The following is a 23,858-nucleotide window of genomic DNA, read 5'->3' on the forward strand; positions in this document are numbered from 1 at the left end:
ATCAAACACAAGGGCACTCAATGCCCATGACTACGCCCCACATGCGAATGCTCCACCTCCGGTGCCACGGCCCCGCTCACCTCCAACCGCTGCAAGATCCCGCATTGATCCAGGTCCGGCCCTTCGCCACAGCGATGGCGCAGGTCGATCAGTTGCGTCTGCAGGGCCAGCAGGCCATCGATGCGGGCCTTGACGTGCTGGATGTGTTCGTCGATCAGCGCATTGACGCTTTCGCACTGGTCCTGGGGGCTGTCGCGCAGGGCCAGGAGGCTGCGGATTTCTTCCAGGGTCATGTCCAGGGTGCGGCAGTTGCGGATGAACGTCAGCCGCTCGGCATGGGCCTGGGTATAGACGCGGTAATTGCCGTCGCTGCGGGCCGGTTCCGGCAGCAGGCCTTCGCGCTCGTAATAGCGGATGGTTTCGACCTGGCAGTCGGTGATTTTCGCCAGTTCTCCGATCTTCATGATGCAGCCTTCCAAATAGGTGCTTGACCCTATAGTGGCTACAGGGTCTTTACTGCGCAACAGGCACTTTTCACGGACGTCACCCGATGAGCGATTCCCTTCACACCCACAAACCCGGCCACGGCCATGACCACGGGCATTCCTGCTGCACCTCGAAAGCGGCGCCAGCGGTGGTCAACCTCGGCAAAACGCCGACGGACGGTGCGCGGCTGAGCAGTTTCCGCATCGAAGCCATGGACTGCCCCACCGAGCAGACGCTGATCCAGAACAAGCTCGGCAAGCTCGAAGGCGTGCAGCGACTGGAATTCAACCTGATCAACCGCGTGCTCGGCGTGACTCACGATTTGCCCAGCGACGCGCCGATCATCCAGGCCATCGAGTCCTTAGGGATGCAGGCCGACCCGCTGACCCCGGGCCAGAAATCGCAAACCAACGACCTGCCCGCCCCGGCCAAACCCTGGTGGCCGTTGGCGCTGTCCGGCGTGACGGCTTTGGGCGCCGAGCTGATCCATTTCACCAATGCCGCGCCCAACTGGGTGGTCGCGCTGGTGGCGTTGGTGTCGATCCTCAGCGGTGGCCTGGGCACGTACAAGAAGGGCTGGATCGCCCTGAAGAACCGCAACCTGAACATCAATGCGCTGATGAGCATCGCCGTGACCGGTGCCGTGCTGATCGGCCAATGGCCGGAAGCGGCGATGGTGATGTTCCTGTTCACCGTGGCCGAGCTGATCGAGGCCAAATCCCTGGACCGGGCGCGCAACGCCATCAGTGGCCTGATGCAGATGGCCCCGGAACAAGCCACCGTGCAACAGGCCGATGGCAGCTGGCAGGTGCAAGAGGTCAAGGCCATTGCCCTGGGCGCGCGGGTGCGGGTGCGCCCCGGCGAACGCGTGGGCCTGGACGGTGACGTGGTCGCCGGCCGCTCCACCCTCGACCAGGCACCGATCACCGGCGAAAGCCTGCCGGTGGAAAAAACCGTCGGCGACAAAGTATTCGCCGGCACCATCAACCAGGCCGGCGAACTGGAATACACCGTGACCGCGGCGGCCGACCAATCCACCCTGGCGCGGATCATCCACGCCGTGGAACAAGCCCAGGGCTCCCGCGCACCGACCCAGCGTTTCGTCGATCAGTTCTCGAAAATCTACACCCCGGCGGTGTTTGCCCTGGCCTTGGCCGTGGCCGTCATCCCCCCGCTGTTCATGGGCGCGGCGTGGTTCGACTGGATCTACCGGGCGCTGGTGCTGCTGGTGGTGGCCTGCCCTTGCGCACTGGTGATTTCCACCCCGGTGACCATCGTCAGCGGCCTCGCCGCCGCGGCGCGCAAAGGCATCCTGGTCAAGGGCGGCGTTTACCTGGAGGGCGGCTACAAGCTCGACTACCTGGCCTTGGACAAGACCGGCACGATCACCCACGGCAAACCGGTGCAAACCGACTACGTGGTCCTGGACCCGACGGTGCAAAGCACCGCCCCGGCCCTGGCCGCCAGCCTCGCCGCCCGTTCCGACCACCCGGTGTCCCGGGCAATTACCAATGCGGCGGTGGATAAGCAACTGGCCCCGCAGGTTGTGGATAACTTTGAGGCGCTTGCCGGGCGCGGCGTGCGCGGCGACATCGGCGGCCAGACCTATCACTTGGGCAATCACCGCCTGGTGGAAGACCTCGGCCTGTGCTCTCCCGAGCTGGAAGAAAAACTCTTCGCCCTGGAAAAACAAGGCAAGTCGGTGGTGCTGCTGCTCGACGCTACAGGCCCCCTGGCGCTGTTTGCCGTGGCCGACACCGTAAAGGACTCCAGCCGCGAAGCCATCCGGCAATTGCACGACCTGGGCATCAAGACCCTGATGCTCACTGGCGACAACGCCCACACCGCCGAAGCAATTGCCGCGCAGGTGGGCATGGATCAGGCGCGGGGGGACTTGTTGCCGGAAGACAAGCTGCAAGCCATTGAAGCGCTGTATGCCCAAGGTCACCGCGTCGGCATGGTCGGCGACGGCATCAACGACGCCCCGGCCCTGGCCCGCTCGGAAATCGGCTTCGCCATGGCGGCGGCCGGCACCGACACGGCCATCGAGACCGCCGACGTCGCGCTGATGGACGATGATCTGCGCAAGATTCCGGCGTTCATTCGCCTGTCGCGGCAGACGTCCAGCATCCTCAAGCAAAACATTGCCCTGGCGTTGGTGATCAAGGCGATTTTCCTTGGGTTCACCTTCGCCGGGCTTGCCACCATGTGGATGGCGGTGTTTGCCGACATGGGGGTGAGTTTGTTGGTGGTGTTCAATGGGTTGCGGTTGTTGCGCAAGTAAAAAGGGCGCGCAGCCGAGACCAGACACCTAACCTGTGGCGAGGGGATTTATCCCCGCTGGGCTGCACCGCAGCCCCAAAGAGAGCAACCTCACTCAACCTGACATACCGGGCTGACAGCCTTTTGGGGCTGCTTCGCAGCCCAGCGGGGATAAATCCCCTCGCCACAAGAGCAATTGTGCGGCCGTATCAATCGCGCTTGGGCTCGCGGATCTTGTACCAGGCCACATACAGCGCCGGCAGGAACAGCAGCGTCAGCAGCGTGGCGATGATGATCCCGCCGATCATCGCGTAGGCCATCGGCCCCCAGAACACTTCCCGGGCAATCGGGATCATCCCCAGGCTCGCCGCGGCGGCCGTGAGCAGGATCGGCCGGCGCCGATGTTCGGTGGCCTCCACCACGGCGTCCCAGGGCTCGTAGCCGTCACGTTCGTATTCATCGATCTGGGTCACCAGGATCACCGAGTTACGGATGATGATGCCGATCAAGGCCAGGATCCCGAGGATCGCCACGAAGCCCATGGGCGTGCCCGTCGGCACCAGCGCCAGCACCACGCCGATCAGCCCGAGGGGCGCGACGCTGGCCACCAGGAACAGTTTCTGCACGCTGTGCAGCTGGATCATCAGGAAGGTCGCCATCAGAAACAGCATCAGCGGCACGACGCTGGCGATCGGCCCTTGGGCCTTGCTGCTTTCTTCCACCGTGCCGCCCGTGGCGACCTTGTAACCCACCGGCAGGCCGGCGGCGAACTTGTCGATGTCCGGTTGCAGTTGCTTGACCAGGTCGGTGGGCTGGATCTCGTCGCGCACTGCGGCCTTGATGGTGATGGTCGGCTTGCGGTCGCGACGCCACACCAACGGCTGCTCCAGTTCATAGCGCACCGTGGCAAACGCCAGTAACGGAATCGAAGTGCCACTCGGGGTGACGATTTGCAGGTTCTGCAGGGTTTCCGGCGAACCGCGCTCGGCATCTTCAGCGCGGCCGACCACATCGATCAGGTAGATATCGTCGTTGACCTGGGTCACCGGCGAGCCACTGACGATGCTGTTCATCAGTCTGGCCACATCATCGGAAGACAAGCCCAATTGCCGCGCCTTGTCCTGGGCGATATCAATGCGCAGGACCTTGCCCGGCTCGTTCCAGTCGTAAATGATTTCGCCGATGTGCGAGTTCTTGTCCAGCTCGGTGGCCAGCTCGATGGCGTGCTTGCGCACCTGGTCGACGTCCTTGCCGCTGACCCGGTACTGGATCGGCCGGCCCACCGGCGGGCCCATTTCCAGGGCCTGCACGTAGCTGCCAATGCCGACGAAATCCTCGCGCAGACGCTTTTGCAGGCGCTCGGTCAGGGCGTTGCGCGACTCCAGGCCCTTGCTGACGATCACCAGTTGCGCGTAGTAGGGGTTCTGCAATTGCTGGTCCAGCGGCAGGTAGAAGCGAATCGCGCCTTCGCCGATGTAGGTGCTCCAGCGCGCGATGTCCGGGTCACCCTTGAGGGTCGCTTCCAGGCGGTCGACCGCTTTGCGGGTCTCGTCCATCGAGGCGTTTTGCGGCAGGTTGAGGTCCACCAGGATTTCCGGTCGGTCCGACGATGGAAAAAACTGGTTCTGCACGAAGCGCATGCAAAACACCGCCAGCACGAACAGCAACACCGTGATGCCAATGGCCCACCAGCGATTGCGCATCGCCCACAGCAGGCCGCCGTTGAACGCCCGGCCGATCCGCCCCGGCTCGGCGCTGTGAGGTTTGACGTTGGTGCTGAGAATATGCACGCCGATCACCGGGGCAAACAGCACCGCGACGATCCACGACACCAGCATCGCCACGGCGATGACCGCGAACAGGGTGAAGGTGTACTCACCGGCGGAACTCGCATTCAGGCCGATGGGCACGAAACCGGCGACAGTCACCAGGGTCCCGGTGAGCATCGGGAATGCCGTCGAGGTATAGGCAAAGGTCGCGGCCTGCTCCTTGCTGTCACCTTTTTCCAGGCGCGTGACCATCATCTCCACGGTAATCATTGCATCGTCCACCAGCAGGCCGAGGGCGATGATCAACGCGCCGAGGGAAATCCGCTGCATGGTGATGCCGCTGTATTCCATGAACAGGAAGACCATCGCCAGCACCAGTGGGATCGAACAGGCCACCACCAGCCCGGCCCGTACGCCAAGGCTGATGAAGCTGACGACCAGGACGATGATCACCGCCTCGAACAAGGCGCTGGTAAAGCCGCCGACGGCCTCTTCCACCACCTCGGCCTGGTCCGACACAGTGTGCACGCCAACGCCCACCGGCAGGTCGGCGGTCAGTTCGTTCATGCGCGCATGCAGCGCCTTGCCGAAATCCTGGATGTTGCCACCCTTCTTCATCGCGATGGCGAGACCGATGGCCGGCGTGCCGTTGAAGCGGAACATCGGTGTAGCGGGGTCGACATAACCCCGGCTGATGTCGGCGATGTCGGCCAGTCGATAGAACCGGTCATTGAGCCGCAGGTTGACGTTGGCCAGGTCTTTTTCCGACTGGAACTGCCCGGACGTACGCACGGATATCCGCTCCGGCCCCGCGTCGATCACCCCGGCCGGCGTCACGGCATTCTGCGATTGCAGGCTCTGCACCACCTGGCGCTGATCGATGCCCAGCGCAGCGAGTTTGCGCGTGGAGAAGTTCAGGTACAGCACTTCATCCTGTTCGCCGAGCATTTCCACCTTGCCCAGCCCGGGCACGTCGCGAATCTCGGCGCGCACCTGCTCCACGTAGTCGCGCAACTGGCGCATCGACAGACCGTCGCCGGTGAAGGCGTACACCGAACCGTACACGTCACCGAACTCGTCGTTGAAACCCGGGCCCTGCAGCCCCTGGGGGAAGTCGCCACGAATGTCGTCGATCTTCTTGCGGACCTGGTACCAGATCTCGGGGATGTCCTTGGCCCCGGTGGTGTCGAGCAGGTACACGAACACCGTCGATTCGCCCGGACGGGTGTAGCTTTTGACATAGTCGAGGGAGTCGAGCTCTTCGAGTTTCTTCTCGATGCGGTCGGTGACCTGCTTGAGGGTTTCCTCCTGGGTCGCCCCCGGCCAGCGGGTCTGGATGATCATGGTCTTGATGGTGAACGAGGGGTCTTCCTCCCGCCCCAGGTTCATGTACGAGAACACGCCCATCAACAGCGCCACGAACATCAGGTACCAGACGAATGACTGATGCCGCAGGGCCCATTCGGATAAGTTGAAAGGCCCTTTCATCGTGCGTCCTCGTCGAGTTTCACTTTCTGCCCCGGCTCGAGGCTGTTCACGCCGGCGCTGACCACGCGGTCGCCGGCCTTGATGCCGTTGGCCACCAGCACCGCGTCATTGGAGCGTTCGAGAATCCGTACTTCACGGGGGGAGACGGTCTGGTTCTGCGGGTCGATGAGCCAGATGCGCACCTTGCCGTCGATCTCTTGCAGGGCGCTGAGCGGCAGCTCGATGCGTGGTTCGATGGTCGAGCTCAAGGTCACGCTGATGGCCGTGCCCAGGCGAAAACCTGGCGGTGTGTCGGTCAGCGTCAGGCGCGCGCGGCGGGTGCGGGTAGCGCTCTGGGCCTGGGGCTCGATCTCACGCACGATGGCGCTGGTGTGGATCGTCGGGTCCAATTGCGCCGCGACCTCGAACACCACGTCCGTGGGCAGGCGCTCGACCAGCCCGGCCGGCAAGTCGATCACCGCTTCCTTGACGTCCGGGCGGGCCAGGGTCACCACTTGTTGGCCGGCGGTGACCACCTGCCCCGCTTCGGCATTCCAGGCAGTGACGATGGCGTCGTGGTCGGTACGCAGCTCGCTGTAGTTGAGCTGGTCGCGGGCCTGCTCCACCGAGGCCCGGGCCTGTTCGAGAGAGGCGCCGGTGGTTTTCAGATCGGTCTGGGCGATGTCCAGTTGCGCCTGGGCCCCAACGCCACGGTCGAACAATTGCTGCTGGCGACGGGCATTGGCCTGGGCATTGATGTACTGCGCCTCGATCCGTGCCAGGTCGCCTTGGGCGGCGCGCAACTGGTTCTGCTGGTCGGTGGGGTCGAGCGTGGCGAGCAAGTCGCCCTTCTTCACTTCAGCACCGACATCGACATTGCGGCTGGCGATGCGGCCTGGCACGCGGAAACCCACGTTGCTCTCGTATCGCGCCTGGATATTCCCGGCGAACCGCCCGAGTGCCTGCTGGTCAAGGGCCCGGACCTCAACGGACAACACCGGGCGCACCGGTTCGGGCGGCGCCTCTTCCTTGGAGCAGGCGGCCAACAACAGGCCGGCCGAGACCATCCACAAACGCTTCATGGCTGGGCTCCCGGCTTGGATTTTCCATAGGTGTTTTCAGCGATCTCGACGCGTACACCGGGGTGCAGCAACTGCCCGCCTGCGGTGACGATTTTCTCACCACCCTTGAGGCCGTCGCTGATGATGACCTTGCCGGTCAGGTAGCGGCCGACCGTCACCGTTTGCAACTGCGCCTTGCCCTCACCATCCACCAGCCATACGGCCGGCTCACTGAGGTTCTTGGTCAGGGCCGACCAAGGCAGCTCGAAGGCAGTCTTGCCGGCGGATTTGGCCGTGGCGCTGACCACCGACCCCAGGCGCATGCCTTCGGGCAAATCATTGAGGGTGACCTTGACCTGCACGGTGCCGGTCTGGGCAGACACTGCGGGAGTGATTTCGCGTACCGTGCCGGTGGTCTTGACGGCGGGGTCATCCAGCAGGCTGATGGTGATTGCAGGGTCCGACGACGGTTCGCTCAACAGCGATTCGTAGATGTTGAACACCGCGTCGCGCTCACCGTCCCGGGCCAGGCTGAAGATCGGCTCCGTGGCCTGCACCACCTGGCCGACTTCCGCCTGGCGCGCGGTGATGATGCCCGGAGCCTCGGCAATCAGCGCGGTGTAGCTCAGTTGCTCACGGGCGTTGGCCAATTGGGCCTGGGCGGCGCTCAGCGCACTCTGGCTGCTGCGCAGTTGAGCCTGGGCCGCGTCGTATTCGCTCTGGCTGGTGTAGCCCTTGGGCAGGAGTTTCTGCTGGCGTACGAACGCCGCCGCACTCTGCTTGACCCGCGCCTGCTCGGCGGCCACCTGGGCCTCGGCGGAGTCGACGTTGGTCTGCAGGTCCCGGGGATCGAGCCGAGCCAGCACTTGCCGAGCCGAGACCCGGTCACCGACATCGGCCTTGCGCTCGATGATCTTGCCGCCCACACGAAAAGACAGATCGGTCTGCACCCGCGCCTGGACATCGCCGGTCAGGGTCACCGAGGCTGCGTATTCACTGGGCACGGCTTGCTGCACGAAAACCCGCGGCAGGGCTTTTTCTTCGGGCTTCTTATCACCGCACCCCGTCAACAATGCACACACGCCCAAACCAATAACCCATTTGATTCCGGGACCAGTCATGCAGACTCCTTTGCGTTGTACGGACGTACCAGTGACGATACGACTGTGAGCTTAGAACAGGGTTCCGCGAATACAATGGGTGCAGCAAATCAGGCAAACTGATCGCCTCCTGTAGGAGCTGTCGAGTGAAGCGAGGCTGCGATCTTTCCTCTGACAGTTGAATCTCAAGCGAAAGATCAAAAGATCGCAGCCTCGCTTCGCTCGACAGCTCCTACGAACCCATGCAGCAGGAGTCTGCTCATGCTCAAGACATTAGCGGTGGCCAACTACCGATCGATCAATAAATTGGTCATCCCCCTGGGCCGGCTGAACCTGATCACCGGCCCCAACGGCAGCGGCAAATCCAATCTGTACCGTGCCCTGCGCCTGCTTGCCGAAACGGCCCAGGGTGGGGTGGTCAATGCCCTGGCCCGTGAAGGCGGACTCGAATCGACCTTCTGGGCCGGCCCGGAGGAAATCAGCCGCCGCATGCGTAACGGCGAGGTGCCGGTCCAGGCGATTGTGCGCCAGGGCACCAAGCGCCTGCGCCTGGGTTTCGCCGGGGAAGACTTCAGCTACTCGATCGCCCTGGGCTTGCCGGAGCCCAGCAGTTCAGCGTTCTCGCTGGACCCTGAAATCAAGCGCGAATGCATCTGGGCCGGCCCGGTGTTTCGGCCCGCCAGCCTGCTGGTGGACCGCAACGGGCCAATGATCCGTGCCCGCGAAGGCCGTTCCTGGGATGTGCTGGCCCAGCACACGCCCACCTTCGACAGCCTGTTCGACCAAGTCGGCAGCCTGCGCACTTCGCCGGAGGTCCTGCAGATGCGCGAGTTCATCCGTCGCTGGCGCTTCTATGACCATTTTCGCAGCGACGCCGACGCCCCGGTGCGCCAACCGCAACTGGGCACCCGCACGCCGGTGCTGCACCACGACGGACGCGACCTGGCCGCCGCCCTGCAGACCATCCTTGAAATCGGTGACGACGAAGCCCTGCATGCCGCCATCGGCGATGCGTTCCCCGGTGCCCGCCTGAACATCGAGAAACTGCAAGGCGGACGTTTCGCCATCGCGTTTCAACAACATGGCCTGCTGCGGCCGCTGTCCGCCGCCGAACTGTCGGACGGGACCCTGCGCTACCTGTTGCTGGTGGCCGCCCTGCTCACCCCTCGACCGCCTTCGCTGATGGTGCTCAACGAACCGGAAACCAGCCTGCACCCGGACCTGTTGCCGGCCCTGGCACGGTTGATCATCCGCGCCTCGGCAAATTGCCAGGTCTGGGTCGTGTCCCACGCCACGCGCCTGATCGCCGCCCTGGAACAGGATGAGCAGTGCAATTGCATCGTGCTGGAGAAAGACCTTGGACAGACCGGGATCGTCGGGCAGCGGGCGCTGGATGAGCCGGCGTGGCATTGGCCGGACTAGGCCACACCTGACAAACCGCTTTCGCGAGCTTCTTGATGTCACGCAAAAACCTATCCCCGGATTTGCCGCGAAGAACAAAGACGACTATTTTCCTTGCGCCGCAGGGAGGATCTTTTTCGCCATCCCCCTCACCATTACAAGGAAGAAAACATGGCTGACGTAAAAGTGCCGCAGCGACTGGAACCGCAGGACATATTGAAATTGTTGATGGCGTTGCGCCGGGCTTTGAAGAGCGGGGAGGCCTGATCCATCCCCTGTGGGAGCAAGCTCCCACAGTAAAAAACGCCGACGCTGTATCAGCCGTCGGCGTTTGGAATCATGAAAGGGTGTACCGCGCGAATCAGAACGCCGGCAATACCGCGCCGCTGTATTTCTTCTCGATGAACGCCTTCACTTCAGGGCTGGTCAGGGCCTTGGCCAGTTTCTGGATGGCCGGGCTGTCCTTGTTGTCCGGACGGGCCACCAGGAAGTTGACGTAAGGCGAATCCGAACCTTCGATCACCAGGGCATCCTTGGCCGGGTTAAGACCCGCTTCCAAGGCATAGTTGGTGTTGATCAGGTCCAGGTCGACCTGGTCCAGCACCCGCGGCAGCATCGCCGATTCCAGCTCCTTGAACTTGAAGTTGCGCGGGTTCTTGGCGATGTCTTTCGGCGTCGCCAACGCGTTTTTCGGGTCTTTCAACTCGATCAGGCCGGCCTTCTGCAACAGGATCAGCGCACGGCCGCTGTTGCTGCCTTCGTTGGGCAGCGCGATGGTCGCGCCGTCTGGCAGGTCAGCCAGCGTCTTGTACTTCTTCGAGTAGCCACCAAACGGTTCGACGTGAACACCGATCACGGTCACCAGGTTCGTGCCTTTGCCTTCGTTGAAGTTCTTCAAGTACGGCAGGGTCTGGAAGTAGTTGGCATCCAGGCGTTTCTGGTCAACTTGCACGTTGGGTTGGACGTAGTCGGTGAAGACCTTGATTTCCAGATCCACGCCTTCCTTGGCCAGGGTTGGCTTGATCAGCTCGAGGATTTCAGCGTGGGGCACCGGCGTGGCGGCCACGACCAGTTTTTCCGCGGCCTGGGCCAGGCCCGACGCCAGGGCTGCCGCCAATGCGGTGAACAACAGAACCTTTTTCATGCAGTGTCCTTATCGAAAATCACAGTCGTCATGGACGACGGCTAAATGAGGGTGTGCCAGTGAAGTGCTATCGCTGGCGTGATGCGGACAATACCGATATTTTTTATTCCTTAACAATATCTTTTATTCAAGTTCATATTCATTTTTCTCATATATAAAACACCGCTTTTGTGGCGAGGGGATTTATCCCCGCTGGGGCGCGAAGCGACCCTAAATGCCGGCGCCCGGTGTGTCAGGCAGATAGCGTCGATCGCTTAGGAGCTGCTCCGCAGCCCAGCGGGGATAAATCCCCTCGCCATGAGTTCCAGTGTTTTCTACAGCGTTTGGTCCAGTCGATCGAGCAGCACCCTGAGGGCTTCGCGCTCGGCTTGCGAACCTTGGGCAATGACCTGCGCCACCTGCTGATCAATCAGCTCCAGGGCTGAAGGTTGGGAAGGCAGATTCAAGTGCTCCGGCAAAATCTCATCTCCCGTACTCACCAGCAATGCGAAATGAATGACGTTTTCCAACTCGCGGGTGTTGCCCGGCCAACTGTGCTGTTCCAGGGCATGCTGCGCCGCTTCACTGATCAGCGGCACGGCCAGGCCGAGTCGCTGGCTGTAGATGCCCAGGAAGTATTCGGCCAGGGACAGAATATCGCCCACCCGTTCACGCAGGGCCGGCAGTTCCAATCGGCCTTCGCCCAGGTAGTGGTAGAGCCGTTCGTGGAATTTCCCGGCCGCCACCGCTTGCGCCAGGTCGATACTGGTGGCCGCGACCAGGCGGACATCCACCGGGCTGGGCTGATGGGCGCCGACACGGGTGACTTCGTGGTTCTCCAGGGCCGCCAGCAACTTGATCTGGATCGGCAGCGGCAAATCGCCGATTTCATCCAGGTAAAGGGTGCCGCCGTTGGCCGAACCGAACCAACCGGCCCGGCTGCTGGCCGAGCCGCTGTAGCTGCCGGCGGCATACCCGAACAGTTCGGCGTCGGCGTAGGTCGGGCTGATGGCGCCGCAGTTGACCGACACAAACAATCCGCCGCGATCGCTTTCGCGATGGATATGCCGGGCCAGCAGTTCCTTGCCGCTACCGGTTTCGCCGCGTATCAGCACCGAGATCGCACGGGGCGCCAGTTGCTCCAACTCCTGTCGCAACTGCCGTGAACGGGGGTCGACGAACACCAGCGCCTTGGCGCGAATGCTCAGGGGGCTTTTTTCCGCATCGGGAAAGGTCAGCAAGGGCTGACCGAAGGTTTCATGCAAACTCATGGCGGGCTCCCGCCCCAGACCGCCGGGAGACGGGGGGCGCTAAAAATTCAGGCGCGACGCAGGGCGTGATGCTCCATGCGGTTTTGCAGGCGATAGAGATAAGCGAAACCCTGCTCCCAACGCTGGTGGCCGGACTTCACGTTGATATGCCCCGCCCCCGCCAGGATCCCGGCCTCGGCCCCCCAGTTGCGCGCCAGTTCCAAGGCGCGTGGGGCGCTCACGGCGTCGTCGTTGTCGGAACTGACCACTTGGCTTGGGAACGGCAACAGATCGCTGGGAATCGGCGCGAAGTTGCGCAGCGCCGGGACGCAGGCTGGCCGCTCGACATCCGCCGGCGCCACCAGCAACGCTCCACGCACCTGCCGCAAAAACTGAACCGGCGCGGTGGCGGCCCAATGGGCCACCGTGATGCAACCCAGGCTATGGGCAATCAGGATCACCGGCGTGCTGTCGGCGGCTACGGCCTCGGCCAGCGCCGCGACCCAGTCTTCACGCCGGGGCGTCACCCAGTCGGCCTGCTCGACCCTGGCACTGTTGGGCAGGCTGTTCTGCCAGTGGGTTTGCCAATGATTTTCCGGCGATCCTTGCCAGCCCGGCACAATCAGGTAGCGAATCGATTCGTTGCGCATGGGTGCTCTCCTGCGTGTCTGTTCCCGGACGAGTATAGGGAGGAGAGCTATATTATTTAAGGAATAAGAAGCTATTTGTTAATACTTAAAACGAATAACAGGTTGACACCTGTGGGAGCGAGCTCGCTCGCGATAGCGGTGTGCCTGTTACATCAATGTCGACTGACCGTTCGCTATCGCGAGCAAGCTCGCTCCCACAGGTCTCCCACAGTTCTCTCAGGCAGGTCGCTCGCCACGCCCCTTGCGCAACAACACATCCAACTGGTCTATCACTTCCGCCCAGTCCGCATCCTCGAGGATTTCCTCGCGCAGCATTTGCCGCTGGCCCTCATTCCAGAAAAACGCATCGGCCAAGTGCAACCCGGGCTTGAGGGGTGAATGCGTGGCGATGAACTGGTCAATGCCAATGGCGTCATCGGGCAAGCCCAGTTGCTTGAACAATGCGCGAAGGGTGTGGATCGGCGGTTCCATAGGGGGCTCCTGGACATGGATGGATGGCGGGGTCGCTCCTGGGCAGTCTAGCCCCTCGCCGACCGCCAGACTGATCAAAATTCAATCAACCCCGACTCGACTGGGCTTTGAATAAACATTCCGATGGACCTAGGGGCTGTCTTTGTGGCGAGGGGATTTATCCCCGCGGGGCTGCGAAGCAGCCCCCAAAACCAGCCGACTCGGTGTGCCAGGAAGATTGAGTTCATTGCTTCAGGGCTGCTGCGCAACCCAGCGGGGATAAATCCCCTCGCCCCCGCTACAGGGGCAGTGACTTCAACGCCTCATAGGGCCCCTGCGACCAGTACAAGACCCGCTCACGCAACAGCGCCGAAGCCTCTCGGCGCTTGCCCTCGCTGTCACCGACAAACGCCTGCGCCGGCTGCTTGGCATGCTGCCCAACCGTGGCGAACACTTGCTCGCATTGCCGATCATCGAGGCCGAAAAACGCCGCCAACCTGCCCGTCATCGCCTCGGGCAGTTCGGTGTAGTTGACCGCCATCCCAGCCAATGCCCGGCAGTGTTCCAAACCTGTTCCCAACAGCCGCCCCACCCGACGCGAGATGAAATCTTCCTGGCTGCCAAACGCCAATCCATCGTCCAGGACCGTCGCCCCGATCATCCCCGGCACCATGTGCACGCCGGGACGCCGCAGGTGGGAGACCGAAATTTCCAAGGGGTCGCGGTACACGAACAGCCAGGGTGTGTCGGGAAAGCACTCACGCAGCAGCGGCAGTTCACCGATGTTCCAGGCGTCGAGCTTGACCACCAGGCGTGTCTCCACACCTCGGCGGCGCTGCCCGTAGGCCGACATCAAGCCCTTGAGTGCCACACACCGCTGGGCCGGTGGCAAATCACTGCGCAGCAGCGTATCCAGCGGTGGCGGTTCCGAGATAACGATATGGTCGTCCAACTGGGCGAGCATCTGGCTGATCAATGTCGAGCCGCAACGGGAGGCATGGAAAATGAATGCGCTGGGCGCAAGTCCCGGGGTTTGGCGTTGCCACTGACCGAGTGCATCCAAGGGCGTCCGGCGGCGGAACGCCTGGTTGAAGGGCAGGCGCAGGGCGTCTTCCACCGCATCGCCAAAGAACGGCTGTGACAGACGCGCGTCGCCGAACCAGCACCAATCGACCCACCACTGCCCGGCCTCTTGCCATAGGCGGATCGGCAACCAACCGTGCAGGTTCAGTTCTTCCACGGGGTTCTCCACTGCTGGCGACCGTTGCGCATGGCGGCCCGCAATTCTTCCCGGGTGAAATGAAGCCCTCGTTCAGCCCCCAGCGCCAGGCTGGATTCAATGAAAGCGTCGAGGTCGCGCAAGCTTTGCAAGGTACGGGCGAGGTCCGGATCGCTTTCCACGCGCTGCTGAAAACGGGCGAAGTCGCTTTGTCTGACGCCCGCGGCAGGCGTGGTGGGCAGCCCATCGGCAATCTGCTGGGCCAGCCACGGCCCAGGGCGACAATCGAGCACCAGGTGAACCCGCGAATGAGCACTTCGGTTAACCACCCGGTGAGGCCGCGCCAGGTCGAGAAACCAGCACTCGCCGGCCGTCATCGGCATGATTTGTCCATCCAGGAAAAAGTCCACGTCAGGTGGGCTGAGCAGCGGAACGTGCAGGCGCAGGTCGGCGTCCGGCCCGCCCAGATCATAGTCGCGATGCTCGTGGATGCACCCACCGGGCCCCAGCCGCAGCAGCCGGGCCGAGACGATCTCCAGGGACCAGTCGCGCAACGCCTCATGCCAACGACCGTCCGCCAGCCAAGGCGCACGCTGACTTGGCTGACCGCGCCCGGGCGACAGCTCGGTGACGGCATCCGCCGCCGAAATCAGCGCCACCCCGCTCCAGTCGCCGCTGTAATAGGCACTATTGAAATGCCCTTGCCAGCGCGCGTCGTCAATGGCGGCCAGTGCCTGCAACAGCAACGGCAGGTTCACCGCCACTGGCAGCCGGGAAAACGCCGGGCGCGTCATGCCCAAGGCCCGTTACTGGGGCACAGCGGCCATTGGCACGTTGATGTTCCCTTGGGCCCAGGCCGCTTCGCGGTTCGCCAGCGCCGTCGCGATCGATTGCACTGCGGTCGATTGCACTTCGTTCGGCATTGGATCGAGGCCGGCGCTGGCGAAGATCTGACCGTAGGCGTTACGCAGGTCGGCATAGGCCAGGTCCCGGCGCAGATCAGCCTGCAGGGTGTTCAGTTCGCCCTGGATCAAGTCCAGCTCGCCAATGCCCGCGGCCTGGTGACGGCTGCGCAACTGGCCAACGATCTGCCCGTCGATGTCCGACAGTTGCTGGCTGGTCTTGAACTGGCGCAGGGCTTCGCGATAGTTGGCATTGGCCACGTACAGCTGCGCCAGCACGGCAATCGACATCGCCTGGCGCCGCGCCGACGCAACTTCTTCACCGGCCTTGGCCACGTCGATGGCCGCCGGGGCGGAGATCACGTTGAACAGGTTCCAGGTGACTTTCACACCGTAGTCAGCCCAGCCCTGCTCCACCAGGAACGAGTTGCTGTCGTAATGCCCGCCGGCGGAAAACTCCAGGCCCGGCAACAGACGCAACATGGCCTTGCGGGTTTCGGCGGCGGTGATGCGGGTCTGGTAATCCTGCTCGCGCAGTTCCGGGCGGCTGGCCAGGGCTTCCTGTTCGAGACGGGCCAGGTCGACCTTGAGTTCCGGGATGGTGTATTCATCCTGGGTCGCCAGAGTCAGCTCGGTGCCCAGGGGCAAGTTGATCAGGGTCGCCAGTTCGGTCTTGGCCAGGGACAACGCCCGGCGCTGTTCTTCAAGCTGGCGGGTGGCCTGGATCAGCGAACGCTGGTAACCCAGGGCCTGCACCGGGTCGCCGATGCGCTGTTCGCTCATGCTCTGGCTGTTGCCCCGCGCCGCGTCGACCCGGGCCATCAGGCTGTCGATCTGCTTGAGCAGGCGCTCGGCGGCCATGGCGCGCCAGTAGGCCGAACGCACGTCCTGGACGATGGTGTTGATCACCTTGCGCCGACGTTCCTGCACGATCAGGCGCTGGTCCCCGGCCTGCTTGGCACTGATGTAGCTCACGCCGAAATCGAGCACGTTCCAGACCATGGTCAGGTCCGCCACTTCGCGGTCGCGGTCCTGGGAGGTCGACGGTTCCAGGGACTGGGTACCGGTTTCCACGCTCTGGCTGCTGGAGGCATTGACGTTGTTGCGGCCCACATACCCGGCATCCAGGGCCATGCGTGGCAGCATGTCGAAACTGGCCAGGTCCAGCTGACGCTTGGCCAGGGCCTCCTCCATGATCTTCAAACGACCTTCGAGGTTGTACTTCACCGCCCGGGCCATGGCCTGGTGCAGGGTCAGTGGGCCGCTCAGCGGCTCCTGATCCTTGTACATATTCTGCAGGTCAGTTCGAGCGCGCTGTTCGCTGACGCTACGCTCGATCGGATCGCTGGTGACCGCGCATCCACTCACCACCAGCGCCAGCAAACTCATACCGAATAACTTCTGACTTCTATTCATTCCCTGGATTGCCCCTGGCTGCCCCAATATTTTTTAGAATTCAGGCCTGCGCCTGGCTGATGCCGACCTGTCGTAACGCCGTTGCCAGGCTGTCGACCTGACGTTGTTCAGTGTCCTTGAGCTGTTGCAGTTGCTGACCCAAGGTCGGCGCGCCGAACGTCCCGCGCAGCCCTTGGGAGACATCGCCACCCTGCATCGACTGGCTGCCGAAGGCATCCATCGAATCGCCCTCGGAAGCGGAGTCCTGGGTGAACAGGGTCGAAAGCGTGCTGCTGCCGAACACCCCGCCATCGCCCCCACCAAAGCCCAGGAACCCCTGGCCAGAACCATCGCTAGAGGCATCGTTGCTGAACACCTGGGCGATATAGCTCGGCGCCAGTTGGCCCCGGTTGATGAAAATATCCCCTATCGGCTTGAGGCCAGCGCCCACGTCCCGCTGCTCGAACAGCGGCGGGAAGCCCAGCGGCGAAGCGAGGTTGCCGGTCGGCGGGGTAAAGACGATCGGTTGCAGCGGCACCTCGGCCGGCGGGGTAACCGTGACCGGGTCGGACGTCAGGAACTCCGGTGGCGGCTTCACATCGTTGGGCACCACGGTGTCGATCGCATAGTTGTTGGACACCGCCACGCTGGCCCCGGTGTTGCCGCTCAGGTCGCTGACGTTGCTGGTATCCAGGGCGATGAAATTGCTCGGGTCAGTGAGGTTCACCGTGGGCGTGAACGTCGCGGTCCAAGTCCTGCCGCCGTCGCTGCTGGTCAGGTTGGTCAGCTCGCCGTTGGTGACGCTGAGGTCCGACAGATCGAAATTGCTCACCGCCTCGCTGAAGGTGATGGTGACCTGGGTCGTCTCGCCCACGGTCAGGTTCGGATCGGCCACCACGATGGTCGCTGTCGGCCGGGTGGCATCGAGCGCGTAGTTACTGGAGATCGCAATGCCTGCTCCGACGTTGCCGGCGAGGTCCTGTACGTTGCCGGTGTCCAGCAGGATCAGGTTGGTGGCATCGCTGACGCCCGCGGTGGGCGTCAGGGTCGCCGTCCAGGTCAGGCCGCCGTCGCTGCTGGCGAGGTTGGACAGCACGCCATTGGCCACGCTCAGGTCCGACAAGTCGAAACCGGACACCGCCTCGGTGAAGGTGATGGTCACGGTGGTGCTCTGGCCGATGCCCAGGGTGGTATCGCCCAGGGAGATGGTCGCGCCAGGACGAACCGTGTCGATCGCGTAGTTATTGGAGTTCACCACGCCGACACCGCTGTTGCCCGAGGCGTTGACCACGCCGCTGGTGTCCAGGGTGATCAGGTTACTGGTGTCGGTAATGCTCGCGCTCGGGGTGAACGTCGCCGTCCAGGTCACGCCGCCATCGGAGGACGAGACGTTGCTCAACGTGCCGTTGCTCACACTCAGGTCGGCATTGTCGAAGCCGCTGACCGCTTCCGAGAAGGTTATGGTGACCTGTGAGGTTTCCCCTATTTGCAGGGCACTGTCAGCCACCACGATCGTGGCAGTCGGTACCTGCGTCTCGACCGCATAGTTGGCTGAGTCGGTGGTACCGGCCCCGGTGTTGCCGGCCGCATCGCTCACGCCGGTGTTGTCCAGGCTGATCAGGTTGGTGGCGTCGGTCACGCCCAGGGTTGGCGTGAAGGTCGCGGTCCAGGTCAGGCCGCCGTCGCTGCTGCTGACGGCGCTCAGGGTGCCGTTGGCCACACTCAGGTCAGCGTTGCTGAAGCCGGTTACCGCTTCGCTGAAGGTGATGGTCACCTGGGCGGTTTCACCTGGTTTCAACACCGAATCGCTCAGCACGATGGTGGCGGTCGGACGCTGGCTGTCGACGCTGTAGTTGTTCGAATCGGTGGTGCCGCTGCCGACGTTGCCCGCCAGATCGGCGACGCCGCCATTGGCGAGGGTGATGAGGTTGCTGGTGTCGGTGATGCCGGCGGCAGGCGTAAAAGTTGCGGTCCAGGTAATGCCGCCGTCATTGCTGCTCAACCCGCTGAGGGTCCCGTTGGCGACGGTCAGGTCGGCAGTGGTGAAGCCCGTCACGGCCTCGCTGAAGGTGATGGTCACCAGGGAAGTCTCGCCCGCGGCGATGGCGGTGTCGGCGACGACGATGGTCGCCGTTGGGCGCACGGTGTCAATCGCGTAGTTGTTCGAATCGGTGGTGCCGACGCCAGCGTTGCCTGAGACGTTGACGACACCGGTATTGTCCAGGGTGATCAGGTTGCTGGTATCGGCAATGCTCGCACTCGGTGTGAACGTGGCCGTCCACGTGACGCCGCCGTCGGAGGACGACACGTTGCTCAGCGTGCCGTTGCTGACGGTCAGATCGCTGTTGTCGAAACCGCTCACCGCTTCGTTGAAGGTGATGGTCACCTGGCTGGTTTCACCGATGCTCAGGGACGTATCGGCCACCACGATGGTCGCCGTCGGCACCTGGGTATCGACGGTGTAGTTGGCGGAGTTGCTGGTGCCGGTACCGGCGTTGCCGGCCGCGTCGCTCACGCCGCTGTTGTTCAGGACAATCAGGTTGGTGGCATCCCGCGTGCCGCTGGCCGGGGTGAAGATCGCCGTCCAGGTGATACCGCCATCGCTGCTGCTCACGGCGCTCAGGGTGCCGTTGGCCACGCTCAGGTCCGAGTTGTCGAAACCACTGACCGCCTCGCTGAAGGTGATGGTCACCAGTGAGGTTTCGCCGACGCTCAGGTTGCTATCGGCCATTACGATGGTCGCAGTCGGACGCAGGGTATCGACAGCGTAGTTGTTCGAATCCGCAGCGCTGGTGTTGATGTTGCCCGCCACATCGGCGATCGAACCACTGTTGAGGCTGATCAGGTTGGTACTGTCGCTGACTCCCGCACTCGGGGTGAAGGTCGCGGTGAAGGTAATGTTGTCGCTGGTGCTCAGCCCGCTCAGGGAACCATTGCTCACGGTCAGGTCAGCCAGGGTGAAGCTTGTCACGGCCTCGCTGAAGGTAATGGTCACCAGCGAGGTTTCGCCAATGGCGACGGTTGGGTCGGCCACGACGATGGTCGCGGTGGGGCGCACGGTGTCGACCGCGTAGTTGTTGGAATCGGTGGTGCCGACGCCCGCATTGCCCGCGCCGTTGATCAAGCCGGTGTTGTCCAGGGTGATCACGTTGCTGGTATCGGAAATGCTCGCACTCGGCGTAAACGTGGCCGTCCAGGTGACGCCGCCGTCGGTGCTGCTCATGGTGCTCAGGGTACCGTTGCTGACGGTCAGGTCCGCATTGTCGAACCCACTGACCGCCGAGTTGAAGGTCACGGTAACCACTGAAGTCTCGCCGATGCTCAAGCTGGTATCGGCAATCACGATAGTCGCCGTCGGTACGTTGGTGTCGACCTGGTAGTTGTTGGAGTTGGTCGTGCCGGTGCCGGTATTGCCTGCGGCATCGCTGACGCCGGTGTTGTTCAGGGTGATGACGTTGGAGGTGTCGCTGACTCCGAGGGCCGGGGTGAACGTGGCAGTCCAGGTGATGCCGCCATCGCTGCTGCTGACCGCGCTCAGGGTGCCATTGGCCACGCTCAGGTCCGAATTGTCGAAACCACTGACCGCCTCGGAGAACGTTATGGTCACCAGTGAGGTTTCGCCGACGCTCAATGCGGTATCGGCCACCACGATGGTCGCGGTCGGACGCAGCGTGTCGACGACGTAATTGTTGGAATCGGTGGTACCGCTGCCAGCGTTGCCCGCCCCATCCACGACGCCCGTGTTGTTCAGCGTGATCAGGTTGGAGGCATCGCTGGTGCCAACGCTCGGGGTAAAGGTCGCGGTGTAGGTAATGTTGTCGCTGGTGCTCAGCCCGCTCAGGCTACCGTTGGCGACCGTCAGGTCAGCCAGGGTGAAGCCGGTCACCGCCTCGTTGAAGGTGATGGTCACCACCGAGGTTTCGCCCAGGGCGACGGCCGTATCGGCGACGACGATGGTGGCGGTGGGGCGCGCCGTGTCGATGGCATAGTTGTTGGAGTCGGTGGTACCGCTGCCGGCGTTGCCGGCGGCGTCCGCCACGCCGGTGTTATCCAGGGTGATCAGGTTGCTGGCGTCGCTGGTGCTGGCGCTCGGGGTCAGTGTCGCGGTCCAGGTGATACCGCCGTCGCTGGTGCTCAGCCCGGTCAGGGTGCCGTTGGCGACCGTCAGGTCGGCGGTGGTGAAGCCGGTCACTGCCTCGTTGAAGGTGATGGTCACCAGGGACGTTTCGCCGACCCTCAAGGCGTTATCGGCGACGACGATAGTCGCGGTCGGGCGCGCGGTGTCGACGGCATAGTTGTTGGAGCTGGTGGTACCGGTGCCAGCGTTGCCGGCCGCGTCCAGTACGCCAGTATTGGCCAGGACAATCAGGTTGGTGGCATCCGTGGCACTGGCGCTTGGGGTGAGCGTCGCGGTCCAGGTGATGCCACCGTCGCTGCTGCTTAGTCCGCTCAGAGAGCCGTTGGCAACGGTCAGGTCGGCCAGGGTGAAACCCGTCACCGCCTCGCTGAAGGTAATCGTCACCTGGGAGGTTTCGCCGATGTTCAGGGCGTTGTCGGCCACCACGATCGTCGCGGTCGGGCGCAGGGTGTCGATGGCGTAGTTGTTCGAGTCGGTGGTGCCGGTACCGACGTTGCCGGACAGGTCGGCAACGCCGCTGTTGTTCAGCACCACCAGATTGGTGGTGTCGGTGATAGCGGCGTCGGGTGTCAGGGTTGCGGTCCAGGTGATACCACCATCGCTGGTGCTCAGCCCGGTAACGATACCGTTGGCCACCGTCAGGTCTGCGACGGTGAAACCGCTCACCGCCTCGTTGAAGGTAATGGTCACCAAGGACGTTTCACCGGCGCTCAGCGCCGTGTCGGCGACCACGATAGTGGCCGTCGGGCGCAGGGTGTCGATAGCGTAGTTGTTGGAGTTGGTGGTGCCGACACCGGCATTGCCACTCAGGTCTGCGACACCGGTATTGTTCAGCACCACCAGATTGCTGGTGTCGGTGACAGCGGCGTCGGGTGTCAGGGTTGCTGTCCAGGTGATACCGCCGTCACTGCTGCTCAGGCCGCTGAGGGTGCCATTGGCCACCGTCAGGTCGGCCGTGGTCAATCCGCTGACCGCCTCGGAGAAGGTGATGGTCACCAGCGAGGTTTCACCGCTCCTGAGGGCCGTGTCAGATACCACGATGGACGCCGTCGGTGCCACGGTGTCGTTGACCACGTAATTGTTCGAATCGGTGGTGCCCACCCCGGCGTTACCGGCCAGGTCCGCCACACCGGTGTTGTTCAAGGTGATGATGTTGGTGGTATCGGCGATGTTGCTTGCCGCCGTCAACGTACCGGTCCAGGTGACGCCGCCGTCGCCGCTGGTCAGCGTGCCGATGGTGCCGTTCTGCACGGTCAGGTCCGCCGCGGTCAGTCCCGTGACTGCCTCGGAGAAGGTAATGGTTACCTGCGACGTGCCGCCAGAATTCAGGTTGGTGTTGGCTACGACGACGGTCGCGGTGGGCGGCGTTTCGTCCGGCACATAGTTGGTATTGATGGTGCCACCATCGCCATAGACGTTGGCCACCGAGCTCGGCGAGACACCTGCCGTGCCGGCACTCGTTCCACCAGTGCCGCTGCCGCCAACGTTGCCGGACAGGGCCGCGAAGTTGGCCGCGGTAATCAGGATCGAACCCTTGTTCCAGATAGCACCGACACCCACCCCACCGGCGCCGCCCGCCTGGGTGTAGCCACCGCCGGCACCGCCGCCACCGCCACCACCGCCCGCCCCGATGTTGTTGGAGATGACCGAGTTACCAATGATCCGCAGGGTTGCGCCCGTGTCGTTGTAGATACCACCAACCGCGCCACCACCGGCACCACCGATGTCGTTATAGCCGTCGCCACCACCGCCGCCGCCGATGGACAAGCCGCCGCTGCTGGCCGTGCCACCGGAGGAACCGGTGCTGTAGCCGGCATAGACAGCGCCGCCGGCACCGCCGGTCGCGGAGCCGCCACGGCCACCGATGTTGAAGAAGCCGCCACCGGCACCGCCCTGGTTGGCCGAGCCGTTGGAGCCTGAGGAGTTGAGCGTATCGCCGCCACGCCCGCCGATCCCGCCACCGAGCGCGCCACCGCCGCCGCCACCACCACCTGCGTATTCCGGCGTCACACCACCACCGCCACCACCGCCCGCCGCCGCGTTAGCCGTGACCGTGACATTACGCAGGGTCAAGGTACCCGCGTTGTTGATCCCGCCGCCCTTGGCCACCAGCGCATCGTCACCACCGTTACTGCCGTTGCCCGACACAACGCCGCGGGTAATCACCAAGCCATCGAGGGTGGCCGTGGTGCCGGCCGTCACGTTGATCACCTGGGTGCGGAACTGCCCGTCCAGGGTGACATCGGCGACGTTGTCGTTGTTGAGGTCACCGTCGATCGTGACGTTCTTGTTCACCACCAGCACCTGGGTCAAGGCGACCGTCATGCTGCTGTTGAAGGTGACGATATCGCCGTTCTGGGCGGAAGCCAGGGCGGCGCGCAGGGAGCCCACGCCGGAATTGGCATTGTTGGTGGCGGTCCAGGTGGCCAGGCCCCATTGGTACTCGCTCATGGCATTGGCCGAGAGCACGTTGGCGCTTTCTATGTTGCCGGTGGCGATTTCCAGGTCCCAGTCACCGCCCAGGCCCGTGCGGTCGTTCGACGCGGCCACGTCACGGCCGGTCAACTGTGCCAATGAATCCACCAGGCTCAGGCCACGCTCGCCTTCGGCGGTATAGCAGCCGTAGATCAGGATATCGCCGCCGGCGTTCATGTCCTGGCCGATCTGCGCCAGCACTTCGCTGCGGGCCTGGACGTTGTCCGCCGACAGGTAGCTGTTGCCCAGCCACAAATCACCGGCGTTGCCGTGGGCGATGATCTGCACCGAGCTGACGCCCTCGTGGGTGTCCAGGTAATCGGCGATCTGTTGCAGGCCGTCCTTGGTGGCATCCAGTTGCACCACCTGGGTCCCGGGCGCCACGCCTTCGAGCAGGTTGGCGGAATCCTTGACCCGGGAATCGACGAACACCACGCTCTTGCCGGGAACGGCAGCCTGGGTAGCATCGACCTGGCCTTGGGGTGCATGACTGTCGGCAGGTTGGTCCGCCGTGGGCGTCTTGGCCGCCTCGGCAGTGGGTTGCGCGTCCGGTTGCGCGGCGTCGGCCACGGTTGCCGCCACCGCGCCGTCGAACAGCATTCGCGGCTCCAGGGACATGATCATTGGCGATGCCAGGGCCTGTGCGCCCTCGGTTACCCGCGATTTGCCTTTGCTCCACCACATGACGATCACCTGGACTCGAACTTCTT

At 63.5% G+C, this 23,858-nt stretch carries 14 protein-coding genes; 2 read left to right on the forward strand and 12 right to left on the reverse strand.

Annotated elements, in window-relative coordinates:
- Positions 1–17: 17 nt before the first annotated feature.
- Positions 18–464 carry a Cd(II)/Pb(II)-responsive transcriptional regulator gene (cadR, locus tag BM317_RS18450; protein ID WP_003196623.1) on the reverse strand — a complete coding sequence of 149 codons (447 nt, stop codon included), beginning with the start codon at positions 462–464 and terminating at the stop codon, positions 18–20.
- Positions 465–550: 86 nt separating this feature from the next.
- Here cadR and BM317_RS18455 point away from each other — a divergent pair, with 86 nt between their 5' ends.
- Positions 551–2,770 (forward strand): heavy metal translocating P-type ATPase, encoded by a 2,220-nt coding sequence (locus BM317_RS18455; RefSeq protein WP_092475574.1) that lies wholly within the window; start codon positions 551–553, stop codon positions 2,768–2,770.
- A gap of 187 nt (positions 2,771–2,957) precedes the next feature.
- On the opposite strand, the gene BM317_RS18460 is transcribed toward BM317_RS18455, so the two are convergent.
- Genes BM317_RS18460 through BM317_RS18470 form a run of 3 tightly spaced genes read right to left on the reverse strand, consistent with a single transcriptional unit; the run spans position 2,958 to position 8,166 of the window.
- A complete protein-coding gene (locus BM317_RS18460) occupies positions 2,958–6,005 on the reverse strand; it encodes an efflux RND transporter permease subunit (RefSeq protein WP_092169328.1) in 3,048 nt (1,015 codons plus the stop codon).
- A complete protein-coding gene (locus BM317_RS18465; RefSeq protein ID WP_092169331.1) occupies positions 6,002–7,066 on the reverse strand; it encodes an efflux RND transporter periplasmic adaptor subunit in 1,065 nt (354 codons plus the stop codon). The genes BM317_RS18460 and BM317_RS18465 overlap by 4 nt, the downstream gene beginning before the upstream one ends.
- Positions 7,063–8,166 carry an efflux RND transporter periplasmic adaptor subunit gene (locus tag BM317_RS18470; RefSeq protein ID WP_092475578.1) on the reverse strand — a complete coding sequence of 368 codons (1,104 nt, stop codon included), beginning with the start codon at positions 8,164–8,166 and terminating at the stop codon, positions 7,063–7,065. Before BM317_RS18470 ends, BM317_RS18465 begins: the two co-directional genes overlap by 4 nt.
- 240 nt (positions 8,167–8,406) lie before the next feature.
- Between BM317_RS18470 and BM317_RS18475 the strand changes: the two genes are divergently transcribed.
- Entirely contained in the window at positions 8,407–9,567 is a 1,161-nt protein-coding gene (locus BM317_RS18475) for an AAA family ATPase (protein ID WP_092169337.1), read from the forward strand.
- A gap of 340 nt (positions 9,568–9,907) precedes the next feature.
- Here BM317_RS18475 and BM317_RS18480 read toward each other — a convergent pair whose 3' ends face one another.
- From BM317_RS18480 to BM317_RS18515, 8 genes are all read right to left on the reverse strand, one after another.
- Positions 9,908–10,690 (reverse strand): MetQ/NlpA family ABC transporter substrate-binding protein, encoded by a 783-nt coding sequence (locus BM317_RS18480; protein WP_092169340.1) that lies wholly within the window; start codon positions 10,688–10,690, stop codon positions 9,908–9,910.
- 314 nt (positions 10,691–11,004) lie between these two features.
- Positions 11,005–11,940 carry a sigma 54-interacting transcriptional regulator gene (locus BM317_RS18485; protein ID WP_092169343.1) on the reverse strand — a complete coding sequence of 312 codons (936 nt, stop codon included), beginning with the start codon at positions 11,938–11,940 and terminating at the stop codon, positions 11,005–11,007.
- A gap of 47 nt (positions 11,941–11,987) precedes the next feature.
- Positions 11,988–12,569 (reverse strand): alpha/beta hydrolase, encoded by a 582-nt coding sequence (locus BM317_RS18490; protein ID WP_060739717.1) that lies wholly within the window; start codon positions 12,567–12,569, stop codon positions 11,988–11,990.
- A 216-nt stretch (positions 12,570–12,785) separates the two neighbouring features.
- Entirely contained in the window at positions 12,786–13,040 is a 255-nt protein-coding gene (locus tag BM317_RS18495; protein WP_092169346.1) for a DUF2789 domain-containing protein, read from the reverse strand.
- 277 nt (positions 13,041–13,317) lie between these two features.
- Complete coding sequence (locus BM317_RS18500) at positions 13,318–14,259, reverse strand: sulfotransferase family protein (RefSeq protein ID WP_092475581.1); 942 nt, start codon at positions 14,257–14,259, stop codon at positions 13,318–13,320.
- Positions 14,247–15,032 carry an aspartyl/asparaginyl beta-hydroxylase domain-containing protein gene (locus BM317_RS18505; protein ID WP_092169352.1) on the reverse strand — a complete coding sequence of 262 codons (786 nt, stop codon included), beginning with the start codon at positions 15,030–15,032 and terminating at the stop codon, positions 14,247–14,249. Before BM317_RS18505 ends, BM317_RS18500 begins: the two co-directional genes overlap by 13 nt.
- 12 nt (positions 15,033–15,044) lie before the next feature.
- Positions 15,045–16,556: a TolC family protein gene (locus BM317_RS18510; protein WP_092169355.1), complete on the reverse strand. Its 1,512-nt coding sequence runs from the start codon at positions 16,554–16,556 to the stop codon at positions 15,045–15,047.
- Between the two features lie 40 nt (positions 16,557–16,596).
- Positions 16,597–23,832, reverse strand: a complete 7,236-nt coding sequence (locus BM317_RS18515; RefSeq protein ID WP_092475584.1) for an Ig-like domain-containing protein — start codon at positions 23,830–23,832, stop codon at positions 16,597–16,599.
- Positions 23,833–23,858: the final 26 nt, after the last annotated feature.

This window comes from Pseudomonas sp. NFACC24-1, assembly GCF_900115235.1.
GTDB classification, from domain to species: domain Bacteria; phylum Pseudomonadota; class Gammaproteobacteria; order Pseudomonadales; family Pseudomonadaceae; genus Aquipseudomonas; species Aquipseudomonas fluorescens_AA.